Annotated in this window: 23 protein-coding genes; all 23 read left to right on the top strand. The window is 38.1% G+C overall.

All coding sequences use genetic code 11. The features are described from left to right. Positions 1–22 precede the first annotated feature (22 nt). Entirely contained in the window at positions 23–802 is a 780-nt protein-coding gene (gene codY / locus C9J35_RS01120) for a GTP-sensing pleiotropic transcriptional regulator CodY (RefSeq protein ID WP_107923084.1), read from the top strand. A 391-nt stretch (positions 803–1,193) separates the two neighbouring features. After that, entirely contained in the window at positions 1,194–1,586 is a 393-nt protein-coding gene (gene flgB / locus C9J35_RS01115) for a flagellar basal body rod protein FlgB (RefSeq protein ID WP_054767131.1), read from the top strand. Positions 1,587–1,589: 3 nt separating this feature from the next. Further along, positions 1,590–2,051: a flagellar basal body rod protein FlgC gene (flgC, locus tag C9J35_RS01110; protein WP_054767132.1), complete on the top strand. Its 462-nt coding sequence runs from the start codon at positions 1,590–1,592 to the stop codon at positions 2,049–2,051. Positions 2,052–2,073: 22 nt separating this feature from the next. Then, positions 2,074–2,379, top strand: coding sequence for a flagellar hook-basal body complex protein FliE (gene fliE / locus C9J35_RS01105; protein ID WP_054767133.1), 306 nt, complete (start codon positions 2,074–2,076; stop codon positions 2,377–2,379). Between the two features lie 164 nt (positions 2,380–2,543). Beyond that, the gene (gene fliF, locus C9J35_RS01100) at positions 2,544–4,136 is read left to right on the top strand and encodes a flagellar basal-body MS-ring/collar protein FliF (protein WP_107923083.1); all 1,593 of its coding nucleotides are present in this window, start codon (positions 2,544–2,546) and stop codon (positions 4,134–4,136) included. Between the two features lie 15 nt (positions 4,137–4,151). Beyond that, entirely contained in the window at positions 4,152–5,165 is a 1,014-nt protein-coding gene (gene fliG, locus C9J35_RS01095; RefSeq protein ID WP_107923082.1) for a flagellar motor switch protein FliG, read from the top strand. Next, positions 5,158–5,943 carry a flagellar assembly protein FliH gene (fliH, locus tag C9J35_RS01090; protein ID WP_054767134.1) on the top strand — a complete coding sequence of 262 codons (786 nt, stop codon included), beginning with the start codon at positions 5,158–5,160 and terminating at the stop codon, positions 5,941–5,943. The genes fliG and fliH overlap by 8 nt, the downstream gene beginning before the upstream one ends. Before the next feature lie 5 nt (positions 5,944–5,948). After that, positions 5,949–7,274, top strand: coding sequence for a flagellar protein export ATPase FliI (gene fliI, locus C9J35_RS01085; protein ID WP_054767135.1), 1,326 nt, complete (start codon positions 5,949–5,951; stop codon positions 7,272–7,274). Next, on the top strand, positions 7,275–7,724 hold the full coding sequence (fliJ, locus tag C9J35_RS01080; protein WP_107923081.1) for a flagellar export protein FliJ: 450 nt from the start codon (positions 7,275–7,277) through the stop codon (positions 7,722–7,724). Next, the gene (locus C9J35_RS01075) at positions 7,681–8,334 is read left to right on the top strand and encodes a MotE family protein (protein WP_107923080.1); all 654 of its coding nucleotides are present in this window, start codon (positions 7,681–7,683) and stop codon (positions 8,332–8,334) included. Before fliJ ends, C9J35_RS01075 begins: the two co-directional genes overlap by 44 nt. A gap of 21 nt (positions 8,335–8,355) precedes the next feature. Beyond that, complete coding sequence (locus tag C9J35_RS01070; protein ID WP_107923079.1) at positions 8,356–9,633, top strand: flagellar hook-length control protein FliK; 1,278 nt, start codon at positions 8,356–8,358, stop codon at positions 9,631–9,633. A gap of 2 nt (positions 9,634–9,635) precedes the next feature. Then, complete coding sequence (flgD, locus tag C9J35_RS01065; RefSeq protein ID WP_107923078.1) at positions 9,636–10,298, top strand: flagellar hook assembly protein FlgD; 663 nt, start codon at positions 9,636–9,638, stop codon at positions 10,296–10,298. Positions 10,299–10,312: 14 nt separating this feature from the next. Then, positions 10,313–10,684, top strand: coding sequence for a TIGR02530 family flagellar biosynthesis protein (locus C9J35_RS01060; RefSeq protein WP_107923077.1), 372 nt, complete (start codon positions 10,313–10,315; stop codon positions 10,682–10,684). An 85-nt stretch (positions 10,685–10,769) separates the two neighbouring features. Next, positions 10,770–11,738, top strand: a complete 969-nt coding sequence (locus C9J35_RS01055) for a flagellar hook-basal body complex protein (protein ID WP_107923076.1) — start codon at positions 10,770–10,772, stop codon at positions 11,736–11,738. Between the two features lie 241 nt (positions 11,739–11,979). Then, positions 11,980–12,201, top strand: a complete 222-nt coding sequence (locus C9J35_RS01050) for a flagellar FlbD family protein (RefSeq protein WP_054767214.1) — start codon at positions 11,980–11,982, stop codon at positions 12,199–12,201. Then, positions 12,191–12,619: a flagellar basal body-associated protein FliL gene (gene fliL / locus C9J35_RS01045; protein WP_054767136.1), complete on the top strand. Its 429-nt coding sequence runs from the start codon at positions 12,191–12,193 to the stop codon at positions 12,617–12,619. The genes C9J35_RS01050 and fliL overlap by 11 nt, the downstream gene beginning before the upstream one ends. Positions 12,620–12,653: 34 nt before the next feature. Next, entirely contained in the window at positions 12,654–13,649 is a 996-nt protein-coding gene (fliM, locus tag C9J35_RS01040) for a flagellar motor switch protein FliM (protein ID WP_107923075.1), read from the top strand. Continuing rightward, complete coding sequence (gene fliY / locus C9J35_RS01035) at positions 13,642–14,862, top strand: flagellar motor switch phosphatase FliY (protein WP_054767137.1); 1,221 nt, start codon at positions 13,642–13,644, stop codon at positions 14,860–14,862. The genes fliM and fliY overlap by 8 nt, the downstream gene beginning before the upstream one ends. A 21-nt stretch (positions 14,863–14,883) precedes the next feature. Continuing rightward, positions 14,884–15,246, top strand: coding sequence for a response regulator (locus C9J35_RS01030; protein ID WP_004269288.1), 363 nt, complete (start codon positions 14,884–14,886; stop codon positions 15,244–15,246). Positions 15,247–15,256: 10 nt separating this feature from the next. After that, positions 15,257–15,928, top strand: a complete 672-nt coding sequence (locus C9J35_RS01025; protein WP_235616165.1) for a flagellar biosynthetic protein FliO — start codon at positions 15,257–15,259, stop codon at positions 15,926–15,928. After that, complete coding sequence (gene fliP / locus C9J35_RS01020; RefSeq protein ID WP_054767138.1) at positions 15,925–16,590, top strand: flagellar type III secretion system pore protein FliP; 666 nt, start codon at positions 15,925–15,927, stop codon at positions 16,588–16,590. The genes C9J35_RS01025 and fliP overlap by 4 nt, the downstream gene beginning before the upstream one ends. A gap of 13 nt (positions 16,591–16,603) precedes the next feature. After that, positions 16,604–16,873, top strand: coding sequence for a flagellar biosynthesis protein FliQ (fliQ, locus tag C9J35_RS01015; protein WP_024362021.1), 270 nt, complete (start codon positions 16,604–16,606; stop codon positions 16,871–16,873). A gap of 4 nt (positions 16,874–16,877) precedes the next feature. Beyond that, positions 16,878–17,654, top strand: coding sequence for a flagellar biosynthetic protein FliR (gene fliR, locus C9J35_RS01010; RefSeq protein WP_107923073.1), 777 nt, complete (start codon positions 16,878–16,880; stop codon positions 17,652–17,654). Position 17,655 lies beyond the last annotated feature (1 nt).

Genomic DNA, 17,655 nt, shown 5'->3' with positions numbered 1-17,655 from the left:
TTATTTATAGGAGGAACATATAATGAATTTATTAGAAAAAACGCGTAAAATTAACTCAATGCTCCAGGCATCTGCTGGTAAGCCAGTAAACTTTAAGGAAATGGCAGATACATTAGGTGATATTATTGATAGCAATGTATATATTGTTAGTCGAAAAGGGAAACTTTTAGGCATATCAATCCACCAACAAATCGAAAATGAACGTATGAAAAAGATGTTCGAAGAGCGTCAATTCCCTGAAGAATACACACATAGCTTATTTACAATTTCTGAGACGTCATCGAATTTAGATATTAATAATGAACATACGGCATTCCCAGTCGAAAACAAAGAATTGTTCCAAAATGCATTAACAACAATTGTGCCAATTGTTGGTGGTGGTGAACGTTTAGGTACTTTAATTCTTGCTCGTTTATCTGCTCAATTCGAGGACGATGATTTAATTCTTGCTGAGTATGGTGCAACAGTAGTAGGAATGGAAATTTTACGTGAAAAATCTGAGGAAATCGAAGAAGAAGCTCGTAGCAAAGCTGTTGTGCAAATGGCCATTAACTCACTATCATACAGTGAATTAGAAGCAATTGAGCATATTTTTGAGGAACTTGATGGTAATGAAGGTTTATTAGTAGCTTCAAAAATTGCGGACCGAGTGGGAATTACACGTTCAGTTATTGTAAACGCATTACGTAAACTAGAATCTGCAGGTGTAATTGAATCTCGTTCTCTTGGTATGAAGGGTACGTACATTAAAGTATTGAACGATAAATTTTTAAACGCGTTAGCTGAAATTAAAATGAAATAAAATGAGTAAACGATAGGCTCTCTCAAATTTTTTTGGGAGAGCTTTTTTTTTACGTGTATTTGGACTTGATAAGTGGTAGAATTGGTTGTTATTTCATTAGTGATGTTTTATTAGGAAAATGTGTCGAAATTGGCAAAGGTAAAAAAAGGGAAATCCTTATTACTAATACAGTAAACACTGTCGAAATAGTGTTAAATAACTAGAAAAAGAAAGAAAATGCGTGAAAACTAGTCCTATAAAGGGTCGAGATAGTTTTGTCCTGGGTCCTGAAGTTAAAAAATAGGGCGTATATACTATTAAAAAGTGACAAAAGACAATAGACACTACGTAGCATCTTAATTACAATTGTATTATTGGATAAATAAAGAAGTAATAGAAGAGGTGAATGGTTTTGAATTTATTTGGAGGAACTATTAGTAGCCTGGAAAATGGACTTTCCTATGCAACTTTGAATCATAAAACAATCGCGAATAACATAGCGAATGTCGATACGCCAAATTATAAGGCGAAAAATGTAAGTTTTAAGGATATGTTGGAAACAGAGAAGGAAATATCTATTTCGGCCTATCGTACGGATAATAGACATTATGATTTCTCGATTAGACAATCCACGCCAGGTGTAAATAACATGGATGGCTTACGCTATCGAAATAACGGTAATGGTGTAGATATGGATGCTGAACAAGCGAAATTAGCAGAAAATCAAATCTACTACAATGCTTTAATTGATCGTGTAAACGGTAAGTTAAATACATTAAATACTGTTATTAAAGGAGGTAAGTAATTAATGTCTATCTTTCATGGGATGAACACCACTGCCTCTGCTTTAACGGCACAACGATTACGAATGGATGTCATTTCTTCTAATATGGCAAATACTGATACGACTCGTGCTAGACAGGTAAATGGTGAATGGGAGCCTTATCGACGCAAGTCTGTCACTCTTACTGCTCAAGAAAATCAGTTCTCAAAATTCTTTAATGTTGCACTTGGTAAAAATGCGAAGAGCGGTGTTGGGAATGGCGTAAAGGTTTCACAGATTAAAGAAGATAGAGAAACACCTTTCAAATTGGTGTATGATCCAACACATCCAGATGCCAATGCAGATGGTTATGTCAATATGCCGAATGTGGATCCGTTAAAAGAAATGGTGGATTTAATGTCAGCCACTCGTTCTTACGAGGCAAACATAACAGTTTTCAATGCGAATAAATCTATGCTAACAAAAGCATTAGAGATTGGTAAATAATATATAGAAAGGATGATACATAATGACAATTTCGTCCGTTTCACTAATGACACCTACTCAGGTTGTAAACGAAACAAATAAATTGAATACGACACCTTATGAAGCACAACAGAGCTTTGCGAATTCGTTAAAAGAAGCTATTTCAAAAGTAAATGATCAGCAAATAACATCTGATAATTTTACTAAAAAGCTAATAACTGGTGGAGACGTAGAGTTGCACGAAGTGATGATTGCATCACAAAAGGCAAGCGTTACATTAAATGCAACAATTGAAGTTCGCAATAAGGTGATTGAAGCTTACCAAGAAATAATGCGAATGAGTGTCTAACTTTATTAAATAGGTGTTAAAATGCACCATTAAATAAAGACAAGTTTCCCATAGTTGTCATAGGAACTTTGCTGTTACAGGTGAAAAATTTGCAAACTATGGGGTACCACTGTTATCGCGAATTATTAATTGCTAGGTTATTCACTATAACCGGAGGATTCATAATGAATGAACGATTGACGAAAATAAAAAACGACACCAGCCAATTTTGGACAAGTCGTAGTAAAAAACAAAAAGGTGTAATGATTGGTTCTGTAGTAGGTGTGATAGTACTTGCAGCTGTTATTACATTTTTCGCTACAAAAACTACATATGTACCACTCTATAAAGATTTGTCAACGAGAGAAATTGGTCAAGTGAAGGAGGCGTTGGATACCCAAGGTGTAAAATATGAAATTGCACCTGGTGGAACTTCCATACTCGTACCTGAACAACAAGCTGATGCTTTATTAGTGCAACTAGCATCAGAAGGATATCCTCAAACCGGCACGATTGATTACTCGTTTGCTAATAGTTCTGGCTTTGGTATGACAGATAATGAATTTAACTTATTGAAAAAAGCAGCAACAGAAACAGAAATCGGCAAACTGATTAAAAATCTAGAGGGTGTAAAAGATGCAAAAGTTATGATTACTTTACCTGAAGAGGGTGTTTTCGTAACGGATGTAAAAGAAGATGCAAGTGCTTCTATTGTTTTAAATACCGATCCTGGCTATAAGTTTACGGAACAACAAATTGCTACTATGTACAACTTAGTAGCAAAAAGCATTCCAAATTTAAGCACAGATAATATCGTTATTTCCAACCAATTTTCGGAGTACTTTGATTTAAATGCTGCAACTGCTGATGCTTCATCAACAACTACAGCTGAAGGTCAATTACAGATGAAAAAAATGGTGGAACGTGACTTGCAACGTCAAGTACAGAATATGCTTGGTACATTAATGGGGCAAGATAAAGTAATTGCATCAGTTACAACAGATATCGATTTTAAAAAAGAAAATCGTGAAGAAAATATAGTGACACCAGTTGATGAAGAGAATATGGAGGGCATTGCTATTAGCGCCCAACGTATTACTGAATCCTATTCGGGTTCAGGTGCGGCAGCGACGGGTACACCTGAGGCAGAAACAACTACAGATAACTTCACAACCTATAATGAAGGTGCAATGGGTGACGGAGATTACGAACGTACGGAAGAAACTATCAATAATGATGTCAACCGTATTCGTAAAGATATTCAAGAGGCACCTTATAAAGTCCAAGATATCGGTATACAAGTAATCGTTGAGCCACCGACAGCAACAGACGCAGCATCGCTACCAGATGGTGTGCTAGAAGATATTGAGAAAATTTTAAGTACTATTGTACGTACAACAATTTCAAAAGATGTAGCAGCTGAACTTACGCAAGAGCAAATTAATGAAAAAGTGGCTGTTTCAGTACAATCCTTAAATGGTAAAGCAACAGATGTAGGTAGTGAAAATCCAGTTATTCCATGGTGGGTTTGGGTCATTGGAGGCATTTTACTAGCTGTCATTCTATTACTAGCATTCTTCATCATTCGTTCTCGTAAACGTGCGAAGGAAGAAGAAGAACTTAGTATCCTAGAAGAACAAGAAGAACTAATGATTGATGATATTAATGAAGAAATTGAAACGGAAGCTACAATGCGTCGTAAGCAACTTGAGAAAATGGCTAAAGAGAAGCCAGACGATTTTGCGAAGTTACTGCGTAGTTGGATTGCGGAAGACTAACTAGGAGGTTCGGCTGTGTCCAAGAAAGATAAGGAATTAACCGGAAAACAAAAGGCCGCACTCTTGTTAATTTCACTAGGGCCTGAGGTTTCAGCTTCTGTCTATAAACATTTAACTGAAGAAGAAATTGAACGTTTAACGTTAGAAATTTCAAGTGTTAAAAAAGTAGAAGCGAACGTGAAAGAAGAAATAATAGAAGAATTCCATAATATTGCCCTTGCGCAAGATTATATTACACAAGGTGGTATTGGTTACGCGAAAACAGTACTTGAGAAAGCACTTGGCATGGAACAAGCCCAAACGATTATTAATCGTTTAACATCCTCTTTACAAGTGCGACCTTTCGACTTTGCACGTAGAGCTGACCCATCGCAAATTTTTAACTTTATTCAAAATGAACACCCGCAAACAATTGCCCTTATTCTGTCTTATTTAGAAGCAGGGCAAGCAGGTGTTATCTTATCTTCACTTCCGCAAGAGGTGCAGGCAGATATCGCCAAACGTATTGCCACGATGGAGTCGACTTCACCAGAAGTAATTAGTGAAATTGAGTCTGTATTGGAACGTAAATTATCATCTACGGTCACACAGGATTATACAGAAACAGGCGGCATCGATGCTGTCGTTGAAGTATTAAATGGAGTAGATAGACAAACCGAAAAAACCATTCTGGACGCACTCGAAATTCAAGATCCTGAACTTGCTGAAGAAATCAAAAAACGCATGTTTGTATTCGAAGATATCGTGACGCTCGACAACCGCTCTATTCAGCGTGTTATTCGTGATTGTGAAAATGAAGATTTACTGCTTTCAATGAAAGTGTCAAGTGAAGAAGTAAAAGACATTATTTTCCGTAATATGTCACAACGAATGGCTGAAACGTTTAAAGAAGAAATGGAGATTATGGGACCTGTACGTTTACGTGACGTAGAGGAAGCACAATCTCGCATTGTAGCTGTTATTCGTCGCTTAGAGGATGCTGGTGAGATTATTATTGCACGTGGTGGAGGAGATGACGTCATTGTCTAGAATCATCCGTTCCGTATATACACAATCCAATGGCGAAAATGTGAAAGAGATACAAATTCGTGACATGTTTGAAATACCCGAAATTGAAACAGATGAAACATCCCACAGCCAAATTACTATGGAAGACGTACTTATAGAACGTGATCAGTTGCTTGCTGAGGCAAGAACTGCACTACAAAATGAGCGTGAGGCTTTTGAGCAAGAAAAACAATTGTACTTCCAAGAAATTGAGCACATGAAACAAAGTTGGGAAGAAGAACGACCGAATCGCGTACAAGAAGCTTACGATGAAGGCTTTGGTCAAGGCTATGAGGATGGTACAAACAAAGCCAATGAAGCAATGGCACAATCCTTACACACTGCCAATGAAGTTATTGTACAAGCAGGAGAAAATGCGCAGAAATATATTCAAGACCAAGAGGCTATCATTTTGGAACTTGGATTGACAGCGGCAGAACGAATTATAGGTGCTTCACTAGAACGAGATGATGAAATGTTTGTGTCAATCGTCAGAAGAGGGCTAAAAGAAGCGAGAGAAATGAAAGAAATAAAAATCTACGTTTCGCCGACCTATTACGGGTTAATTACTGCAAATCGTGATGAACTCGCTGAAATGTTCCCAACAGATGTACCATTTATGATTTTTGTTAATGAAGATTTAGAAAACGAAACAGATTGTTTTATCGAAACAAATCATGGCCGTATCGTTGTAAGTATAGATGAGCAGTTAAATGAATTGAGATTAAAACTACATGAAATATTAGAAAGTAAGGAATGATCTAGATGAAAACGGCTCAATTAATCGAACAAATTCCTAATATACCAACCTTTAAAAAGTTTGGTAGAGTGACGAGAGTTGTCGGCTTGATGATTGAGTCGCAAGGTCCGGATAGTTCCATCGGTGATGTATGTAAAATACATGTTGAAACATCGAAAAACGGCCATCAAATCATTTTGGCAGAGGTCGTTGGTTTTAAAGACGAAATCGTAGTCCTTATGCCCTTTACCTCGCTGCGTGAAATTTCGATTGGTTGCTTAGTTGAAGGTACTGGAGCGCCACTCGAAGTAAGGGTTGGGCCAGAGTTAATTGGAAAAGTACTTGATTCTATGGGGAATCCTATTGATGGTACATTATTACCAAAGGGTCTAATGACTGTACCAACAGAGCAAGACCCGCCGAATCCGCTGACACGTCCACCTATCGATGAGAGACTTGAGGTTGGCGTAAAAGCGATTGACGGTATGTTAACAGTAGGGAATGGACAACGGGTCGGGATTTTCGCTGGTTCGGGGGTCGGAAAAAGTACATTGCTCGGTATGATTGCGCGTAATACGCAAGCTGATTTAAATGTAATTGCATTGGTTGGAGAGCGTGGTCGTGAGGTTCGTGAATTTATTGAGCGTGATTTAGGACAAGAGGGATTGAGTCGCTCGATTGTTGTAGCGGCAACATCTGATCAGCCAGCACTTATGCGTATTAAAGGTGCTTTTACAGCGACAGCTATTGCGGAGTATTTTAGAAATCGTGGTTTAAATGTCATGTTAATGATGGACTCTGTGACACGTGTTGCAATGGCACAACGTGAAATCGGGCTTGCTACTGGTGAACCACCTGCTCAAAAAGGTTATACGCCATCTGTATTTGCGATATTACCTAAATTATTAGAGCGTACTGGCACAAATGAAAAGGGTTCTATTACGGCCTTTTATACTGTCCTAGTAGATGGGGATGATATGAATGAGCCGATTGCTGATACTGTTCGAGGGATTTTAGATGGACATATTGTACTTGATCGAAATCTTGCTAACAAAGGACAATATCCGGCGATTAATGTGTTGAAAAGCGTTAGTCGCTTGATGAATCATGTGGCAGAGCCTGAACATAAAAAGGCAGCAGAACGTTTGCGAGAGCTCTATTATACATATGACAAGTCAGAGGATCTAATTAATATCGGCGCTTATAAACGGGGAACGTCACAAGAAATTGATGAAGCGATTCACTATGAACCGCTTATAACTGCTTATTTAAAGCAAGGATATTTAGATAAGGTGACACTTGAAGAAAGTATGAATGAGTTAATTACATTATCGAACGGTGGGGGCAAATAGATGGTCAGTTATATATATCGTTTTGAAAAAGTGTTAACCATTCGTGAGCAAGAAAAGAATGAAACCGAAATCGCCTATAAAGAATCTGTACGTTCTTTTGAAGAAATCGCAACAAAGCTATATGATTTGCTGAAAAAGAAAGAAAATTTACTAGAATTTCAGCAACAACGTTTAGCTATAGGTTCGTCGATAGAGGAAATTCATCATTATGCCCGCTTTATAGACAGCCTTGAAAAAACAATCGCAGATGTGCAGCAAAAGGTTGTCCAAGCGCGTGCAAAGATGAACTGGCATGAAGAAAAATTATTAGAAAAAAACTTGGAAGTACGTAAATTCGAAAAAATGCGCGAAAAAGATTTTAAAGTGTTCCAACAAGAACAAGATCGTATTGAAGGTATTTTTTTAGATGAAATTTCATCACTTACGTACAACAAGAAAGAAATCAGGTGATTTCATGGCAAAAAACAATCGAATTGTAAAAGAGTTAGAGGAACAGCAACCAACGCGGAAATCTGGTGGTTTTCAAAAGTTTTTCATGTGGATACTGCTACCGATAATGTTTGTTGTAGCTGTTCTACTTATAGTCGCTACATTGATGAATACCAATGTCTTTGATTTAGGTAAAAAAGCTCTAGGAAACTTACCTTTTGTTGAATCAGAGGAACAGCAAGCGAAAGATGCTGTTGTTAATAACGATTCAAAGGTAGTCAACTTACAGGCTGAAATCCAAGAAAAAGAAGCTGAAATTACACAATTGCAAAAGAAATTGGATTCAACATTGACTGAAAAAGAACAGCTAATGACAGAGAAAGAACAATTGCTTTTTGAAATTGAGAAATTAAAAAGAGAGCAAGACGACGTTAAACGAGATTTTAATGATATTTTGACAACCTTTGATAAAATGTCTGCTAAAGCAGCTGCACCTGTACTCATTAAAATGAGTGATGCAGAAGCTCTTCGCATTTTATCGAACTTAAAACCAGATAAATTAGCAGCAATCCTTGAGAAGATGGATCCACAAGATGCGGCCAAATATACAGAAATGATGTCGAAACAATAAGATCTGAAAGGGGGTGAAAAAATGAATATTGCAATGATGCAAATGATGACTTCTAAAGTGGCTACAGCTAAAAATGTAACAACAACTAAGGCAGACGTTCAAACAAATGCAGTAACGCCAAAAAATCATTTATCTACATTTGGATCTGTCTTTGGACAAGTAATGTCCTCAACAAACCAAGCTCAGCAGACAACACAATCTTCGGGTACTAAGGAGGAAGCAGGGCTGGCTGAATTAGCGGCTGTATTGGATGCAGAATCAATGGAGGAACTTTTAAATTTATTGGATATTCCACATGATGACGGCTTGTTAATGCTCCAAGTTGGAGAAGATGGCAAAGCAGTTGCAATCGATGAAATGCTAAATCTGGACGATCTAATGGCTGCATTAAATATTGATGCAGAGCAATTGCAAAAATTAGTGCAACAACTATTAGGCGAAGAACAGCAAGCAGGCGATGTATGGGAGCTACTAGCATTAGTTGATGCGCAAGCACCATTGCTTCAAACACAGATAGTATCCGCTTTACAAGGTGAAGGAGAAGTAACACCAAAAGAAGCAACACAGTTACTTCAGGTCTTAAAGCTGGCTGAATTAGTAGGACAGAAAACTGATTTAACAGCGACACAAGAAAACCTGCTAGCGAATAGTAAAAACTTTTTATCAACGATGCAAACACAGATTGAAACTATTCAAACTGCCTTACAAGTAATGACAAAAACAACTGCTACATTGCCATTACAGGGCTTCCAACAAGTTGTCCAGCAAGTACAAGTAACGAAACAGACTGATACAAGTGCTAACGAAATGGTCACATCAAATACAGTACAAACAAAGGCAGACACATATCAAGTCACACTGCCAGCAGCAAAACCAGCCCAATCTGAGGCATTACTGAAAGAGATGCAAGCCATTATCAACAAAGCTCAACTCTCTAATGCACAGGGCATTACCCGTTTAACATTAAAATTGTATCCAGAAAATCTGGGGACAATTCGTATCGAGCTAGTACAAAATGATGGCGTCTTGACGGCACGTCTTCTTGCTTCTACTGCGCATGGCCGTGAACTACTTGATAGCCAAGCACATCAATTAAAGCAAGCCTTTGTCCAGCAGAACATCCAAGTCGAAAGGCTTGATATTGCGCAGTCATTGCAGGATGCAGATCGCCAACAACGTGATCAAAGCTTCTTTAATAACTTCTTTAAGCAACAGCAAGAAGAAGAGCAAGAGCAAAAAAATGACGATGACGATGATAGCAAGTCCTTTAGTGACTATCTAATAAATGAGGAGGTGTAAGCATGGCAGAAGTTAAAACAACAAATACAACGATAACGGATAGTCTTTACTATTCAAACTATCAGAAGCCTGTTAAAGAAACAGGTAATAGCGAACTTGGTAAAGATGCTTTTTTACAATTATTAATAACGCAATTAGCAAACCAAGATCCAACAAATCCAATGGATGACCGTGAATTTATCGCCCAGATGGCCCAATTCTCTTCTCTTGAGCAAATGCAAAATATGACCAAAGGGTTGGAGGCCTTATTAGCCTCTCAGCAGCAAACACAACTTATGAACTACTCATCTTTTGTGGGTAAGGAAGTAAAATGGCATGAATTAACAGAGGAAAAAGATGATAAGGGTAAACCGATTATAAATGAAGGTACAGGCGTTATTGAATCGGTAAAATTCGTGGAAGGTACTGTAGTGTTTATATTAGCTGATGGTAAAGAAATATCCCCTGGTAATATCTCAGCTATTACAGGCGGTAATAACTCGTCAACTGAATCACCACTTGTACAAGCAAGCAAGCTGATAGGTAAAAATGTTACTTATCAGGATGGCGAGCAAGAGCTCCAAGGACGTATTGTCTCGGTGACAAGTAAAGATAATGTTATTTACTATGTATTAGATAATGACAAAAAACTAACGGGTAAAGAATTTACAGTAATAAGCGAATAAAGGTGGGGATTAGGATGGATAAGTTTTCAATTCATCGTGTACCATTGCATCCAACTATTCGCCAAACGCAACATACGCCCGTTAGGTCTCAGCAATCATTTAGTGCTCATTTACAGGAGGCCACTCAGCAACAGGAGCTGAAAGTAAGTAAGCATGCACATGAGCGCATTGTCGAGCGTAATATTGCGATTACTGAACAAGAATGGCAGGTTGTTTGTGACAAAGTATTTGAGGCACACTCAAAAGGTGTCAAACAACCATTAGTCTTGATGGAACAAGCAGCTCTAATTGTCAGCGCAAAAAATGCAACTGTCATTACAGCGATGGATCGCACGGAAGCAAAACAACAACTATTTACCAATATTGATGGCACTATTGTGCTTTAAGGCTGGACCTTCTGATGTAAGGAAGCCTTATGTGTAGCTGACTGACTGAAGCACACAATTCAAAAACGAAGGGAGAACGACAACAATGTTACGTTCTATGTATTCAGGTATTTCCGGTTTAAAAAACTTCCAGACGAAGCTTGATGTTATTGGTAATAACATCGCTAACGTTAACACGCATGGCTTTAAAAAAGGTCGTGTTCTCTTTAAAGATTTAATTTCTCAAACGCAAGCTGGTGCTTCTGGAGCAACTTCTACTCGCGGAGGGGTAAATCCTCAACAAATAGGTTTAGGTTCACAATTAGCTGCTATTGATACAATTCATGGAGGAGGTTCATTACAAGGTACCGGCCGTGCACTTGATTTAGGTATTGAAGGTGATGGTTTCTTTATGGTTGCAGATGCAAATAGTGCACCTGATGACACAGGTGCAGTTACAGAAGAAGGCTTCAATAATACGCTATTCACGCGAAATGGTGTATTTTATATGGACAAGAATGGTTACTTGGTGAATGCAGATGGTAAATATTTAGTTGGAGTAACAGCTGGTGATGAACTTGTTTTCGAAACTGATGATACAGGTGTACTTCCAGAGGACGCACCGAACGCATCAGGTGATGATGGCGCTAACTTGTTTGATGATGATGGTGTATTAACTCCTGAAGACAACGGTACATTAGGACCAATCCGTATTCCTACAACTGCGAAGGAATTGTCGATTGGACAGGATGGTACTGTCACATATGTTGATTTAAACGGTGATCTTCAGTGGGCAGGTCAGCTGATTATGGCTAAATTCCCGAATGCTGGTGGTCTTGCGAAAGTGGGAAGTAACTATTATCAACAAACAGCAAACTCTGGTGCAGCATATGGACAAGTTGGTACTGTAGCTGGTATGGGGAAAATCCAATCTGGCGCTTTAGAAATGTCAAACGTAGACCTTTCTGAGGAATTTACAGAGATGATTGTTGCACAACGTGGTTTCCAAGCAAATACGCGTATTATCACAACTTCAGATGAAATTCTTCAAGAGCTTGTTAATTTAAAACGCTAGTGTTAAGTAATTGAAGAAGTTCAATTAGCTTTGAATGCCAAACCATGAGGTCGCTTTAATCCCTCAGGTGAAATCGAGAAAAAACTTTGACATTAGTACTCTGGTGTGTATGATTGTGCTAGTGTTGCATCAGCCACAGGACGTGCTTGTTAGGTGTAAACGGCGTTCTGCACTATAGAAACATAAATTCAATATGAGGGAGGGTCGGGCCGGCTCTCGTGTTAGACCCGGCCCTATTTCAATGATTGAACTATCACGTCTAAATGGCAAAGCATTTACTTTAAATGCTTTATACATAGAAACAGTCGAATCTTTTCCAGATACGACCATTACTTTGACGACTGGAACAAAAGTCATTGTTTTACAGAGTGAAGATGAGGTGCGACAAAAGGTAACAACCTTTTATAAAAATATACAAATACTATCAAACCCGCATCTACGAGGTGAAGAAGATGAAGAATAATAAAATGTTAACGATGCTCATCATTGTATTAGTGGCCATCATACTAATTGGGGTTATCGCTTTTGTATTGCTTACTCAATTCAATAAGCCCGCAGCGTCACTTGAGCCAACGATTGATGAGGTAGTAGAAAGTCTTGTGGATGTGCCAGAGATTACAACAAATCTTGCAGATAAGCGCGTTGTACGAATGACGCTAAAAATTCAAACAACAAGTAAAGATGCTGCTGCTGAATTAACAAAACGCCAGTTCCAAACGAATAACATCATTATTGAGGAACTTTCCGAAATGACGTTAGATAGTTTGGAAGGTAAACAAGGTAAGCAAATGTTCCAAAAGGCACTAAAAACACAATTAAATGAACTGATGCAAGAGGGAGAAATTCAACAAGTGTATATTACCTCCTTCATCACTACTTAAAAAAACAGAAACTGCTTGAAATGGAGGTGGGCAAATGGCAGGAGATGTGTTATCCCAATCTGAGATAGATGCGCTTCTTTCGGCAATATCAACCGGAGAAATGTCAGCGGATGATATAAAAAAAGAAGACGAGGTGCGCAAGGTTAAAGTATATGACTTTAAACGAGCGCTACGCTTCTCAAAAGATCAAATCCGAAGTTTGACCCGAATACATGAAAACTTTGCACGACTATTGACTACTTTCTTTTCTGCACAGCTCAGAAGCTATGTACAAATTACCGTAGCATCAGTAGACCAAATACCATTTGAAGAGTTTGTTCGTTCGATTCCGAATATGACACTCATAAATGTGTTTGAAGTGCCACCACTTGATGGTAATATATTGATGGAAATAAATCCGAATATTGCCTACTCAATGCTAGATCGTCTAATGGGCGGTAGTGGGGCGAGTCATAGTAATGTTGATAATCTAACAGAAATTGAAACAAAAATTATGACAAACCTTTTTGAACGTTCATTCGATAATTTACGGGAGGCATGGGAAAATGTCGCTGAAATCGATCCGATTTTAGTAGAACTGGAAGTGAATCCTCAATTTTTACAAATGATTTCACCCAATGAAACGGTTGTCGTTATTTCATTAAATACGATTATCGGAGAGACAAGCGGTATGATTAATATATGTATTCCGCATGTTGTATTGGAACCAATTGTACCTAATTTATCGGTACGCTACTGGATGCAGACAAATACAAAAGAGATGTCTCCAGAGCAAACAAAAATGCTTGAAACGCGTGTAAAACAAGCACAGTTACCACTTTCTGTAGAGTTAGGGATTACAGACATTACTATTGAAGATTTCCTAATGATGCAAACGGGTGATGTTATTCAGTTAGAGCAAAAAATTGAAGAGCCTCTAATACTTAAAGTAGGAACATTACCTAAATTCACGGTACAGCCCGGAAAACAAGGTAAAAAATTAGCAATCCAGATTATCGACCCTTTGAAAGGAGGAGACGAAGATGAGTGATGAAATGCTCTCCCAAGAAGAAATTGAAGCGTTATTAAGGGGCGAGACGTTGGAAGATAAAAACAGCGACACCGAAGCTTCTGCAAATGATGAAATGAATGAAATACGAGTAGAGGACTACCTAGATTCGTTTGCTCAAGATGCATTAGGTGAAGTAGGAAATATATCTTTTGGTAGCTCTGCTACAGCACTTTCAGCGTTATTAGGTCAAAAAGTAGATATTACTACCCCAAGTATTTCAATGATTAATCGCAATAAATTAGAAGAGGAGTTTCCTCATCCTTATGTAGCAGTACAAGTTGAGTATACGATTGGTTTAACAGGTATGAATTTACTTGTAATTAAACAATCAGATGCTGCTATTATTGCAGATTTAATGTTAGGCGGGGATGGATTAAATCCAAAGCCTGACTTAGGCGAAATTCAGCTAAGTGCAGTACAAGAAGCAATGAACCAAATGATGGGTTCGGCTGCAACGTCTATGTCGACAGTATTTAACAAAAAGGTGGACATTTCACCACCAACTATAGATTTAATGAATATTTCTCAAAATGAAGGTCGAGATAATATTCCGGAAGACGATTTACTTGTGAAAGTATCATTCCGACTCCGAATTGGTAATTTAATTGATTCGAATTTAATGCAATTACTACCACTGAGATTTAGTCAAAACATTGTCAAGTCTCTATTAGGAGAAACAGAGCCCGTTGAAGAGCCTGTGGCTGCAACAATTGCACCAGAAGCGCCGCCAGTAGCTCCGCCACCTGTGCAACAAGCGCCGCCGCAACAACAACCTGCAGCGCCTGTCCAACAGCCAATGCACCAACAACCTGCACAGCAACCAATGTATCAAGAACAACAGCTTCATACATCAGCAAGACCTGTACAACCTGTCAATGTTCAACAAGCACAGTTTGCTAGCTTTGATCCAAATGTAATCTCGCAATCTGAAGCTAGAAATTTAAATATGCTACTTGATATTCCATTGCAAGTTACTGTAGAGTTAGGACGTACGAAACGTTCTGTTAAAGAGATTTTAGAGCTAGCTAGTGGATCGATTATTGAGCTAGATAAATTAGCTGGGGAACCAGTCGATATTCTAGTAAATAGCCGTTTAATCGCTAAAGGCGAAGTTGTTGTTATTGATGAAAACTTCGGTGTTCGCATTACAGATGTTTTAAGTCAAGCAGAGCGTTTAAATAATTTAAGATAGTTTCAATTGGAGGAGTTAACCATGTCTAAAAGAATTTTGATTGTAGACGATGCTGCATTCATGCGCATGATGATCAAGGATATTTTATCGAAAAATGGATTTGAAGTTGTAGGGGAAGCAGCTGATGGTTTACAAGCTGTAGAAAAATACAACGAATTAAAACCAGATTTAGTAACAATGGATATTACGATGCCTGAAATGGATGGCATTGCTGCTCTTAAAGCCATTAAGGGGACAGATCCAAGCGCTACTGTAATCATGTGTTCAGCAATGGGACAACAAGCAATGGTAATCGATGCAATTCAAGCGGGTGCAAAAGACTTTATCGTTAAGCCTTTCCAAGCAGATCGAGTAATTGAAGCGATTCAAAAAGCTCTAGGATGATTGCATGCAAATGTTAAAATCATTTCGTCTTACGATGATTTTTGCATTTCTTGTACCGTTCCTGTTTTTGTACCCAACATCAGCTTCTGTTTACGCTGACTCCGATACAAATAGTATTGAGTACTGTATGAAAAATCCAGAAGCTTGTAAAGATGACTCAGAACCAGCTGCTAAAGAAGATGCAGTTGTCTCCGCAGCTGGCGATGTGTCTACATGGGAATACATAAAAATGGTTTTGGCGCTTATTTTTGTTGTAGCTTTATTTTACGGGTTAATGAAATTCTTAAATAAAAGAAATTTAACCTTTCAACGGAATCAAATGGTACAAAATTTAGGCGGTTTATCGTTAGGTGCACAAAAATCTGTGCAACTTCTACAAGTTGGAAAATCACTATATTTGATTGGTGTCGGTGAGGGCGTACAACTGTTACGTGAAATTACAGACCCTCAGGAAGTAGAAGCACTACTAGCACTCTATAACGAACGACAAGAATATGCAGCAACATCACCTTATATAGCTGAATTGTTTTCGAAGTTTAAGAAAAAAAATACACATAGTTCAACAACACAACAAAATCAGGACTCGTTTGGAGAACTATTTGAAAAAAAGATATCTGAAATTAAACAGGAGCGTAGTGAGGAACTAGAGAAATGGAAACAAAAGGAGAATGATGAAAAATGAATGATGTAGTCGATATCCTTTCTGGTAGTGATCCGGCCAATGTTTCCACCTCTGTTAAACTACTATTATTATTAACGGTATTATCACTGGCACCAAGTATTTTAATTTTAATGACTTCATTTGCAAGAATCGTAATTGTGTTGTCGTTTGTGCGTACAGCACTGGCAACCCAACAAATGCCTCCTAATCAGGTCATTGTCGGTCTAGCTTTATTTTTAACATTTTTCATTATGGCTCCAACCTTCCAAGAGGTGAATAAAGAGGCCTTACAGCCATTATTTGCCGAGGAAATAGGCCTAGAAGAAGCATACGATCGCGCAAGTGAGCCTTTCAAGGAATTTATGAGTAAGCATACAAGGCAAAAGGATCTAGATTTATTTTTAAAGTATAATCAAGCAGAAAAACCGGCATCGGTGGAAGAAATTCCATTAACAATGCTCGTACCTGCTTTTGCCTTGAGCGAAATAAAAACAGCATTTCAAATTGGTTTTATGATTTTTATTCCATTCCTTGTTATCGATATGATTGTTGCTAGTACGTTAATGTCGATGGGGATGATGATGTTACCACCGGTTATGATTTCATTGCCGTTTAAGATTTTATTATTTGTACTTGTCGATGGCTGGTACCTCGTAATGAAATCCTTACTACAAAGTTTTTAGGGGATGATACAGTATGACAGGTGAAATGGTCATTTCAATTGCAGAGCGTGCCATTATGATTATCCTTCTAACAAGCGGACCGCTATTATTAGTTGCTTTAATCTCTGGTTTAGCGGTAAGTATTTTTCAAGCAACAACTTCAATTCAAGAGCAGACATTAGCATTCGTTCCAAAAATCGTCGCGGTATTAGTGGCCATTGTATTCTTTGGTCCATGGATGTTATCACAAGTAACGAGTTATGCGAGAGACATTTTTGAGAATTTAACGCGTTACATAGGGTGAGTGCATGAATGAATTAATCCCTCAAATAACCGTTTTCTTATTAGTACTTGTACGTGTAACAGCTTTTTTTGTCACTGTACCTTTTTTTTCGTACAGAACAATTCCGCAGCAAGTACGAATTACTCTCGCATTCGTTTTAGCTTGGATGATGTATTATACAATCGACGTAGAGCCGTTTCTTTTTAATGGTGATTACATACTTTTAGTGATGAAGGAAGCACTTATTGGGCTGTTACTTGGTCTAGTAGGCTACATCGTCATGTCGGCGATTCAAATCGCCGGTAGCTTTATTGATTTCCAAATGGGGTTTGCCATTGCTAATATTATTGATCCGCAGACGGGGGCACAAAGTCCATTAATTGGACAATTCTTCAATACGCTAGCACTACTATTACTAATAGCGATTGATGGACATCATATGATTCTAGATGGCATTTACTATAGTTATCAATTTTTACCGATGGATCAAGGGTTCCCTGATTTTGCGAATGAAGAGTATATCCAGTTTATCATGACAACATTTACCGCCGTCTTTGCTATTGCTTTCCAAATGGCTGCACCGGTTGTAGCAACATTGTTTTTAGTCGATTTGGCGCTAGGAATAACCGCAAAAACTGTCCCGCAATTGAACATTTTCGTTGTTGGTTTCCCAATTAAAATTGGTGTCAGTTTTTTAGTGCTTTTCACAATGATGGGCGTTATGATACAAGTCATTCAAAAGCTTATTACAATTATGATCTACGCTATGCGAGATTTAATGGCAATTTTAGGTGGTGGATAAA

The organism is Lysinibacillus parviboronicapiens (genome assembly GCF_003049575.1).
Lineage (GTDB): Bacteria > Bacillota > Bacilli > Bacillales_A > Planococcaceae > Lysinibacillus > Lysinibacillus parviboronicapiens.
This window is presented reverse-complemented; position numbering and strand designations above follow the sequence as displayed.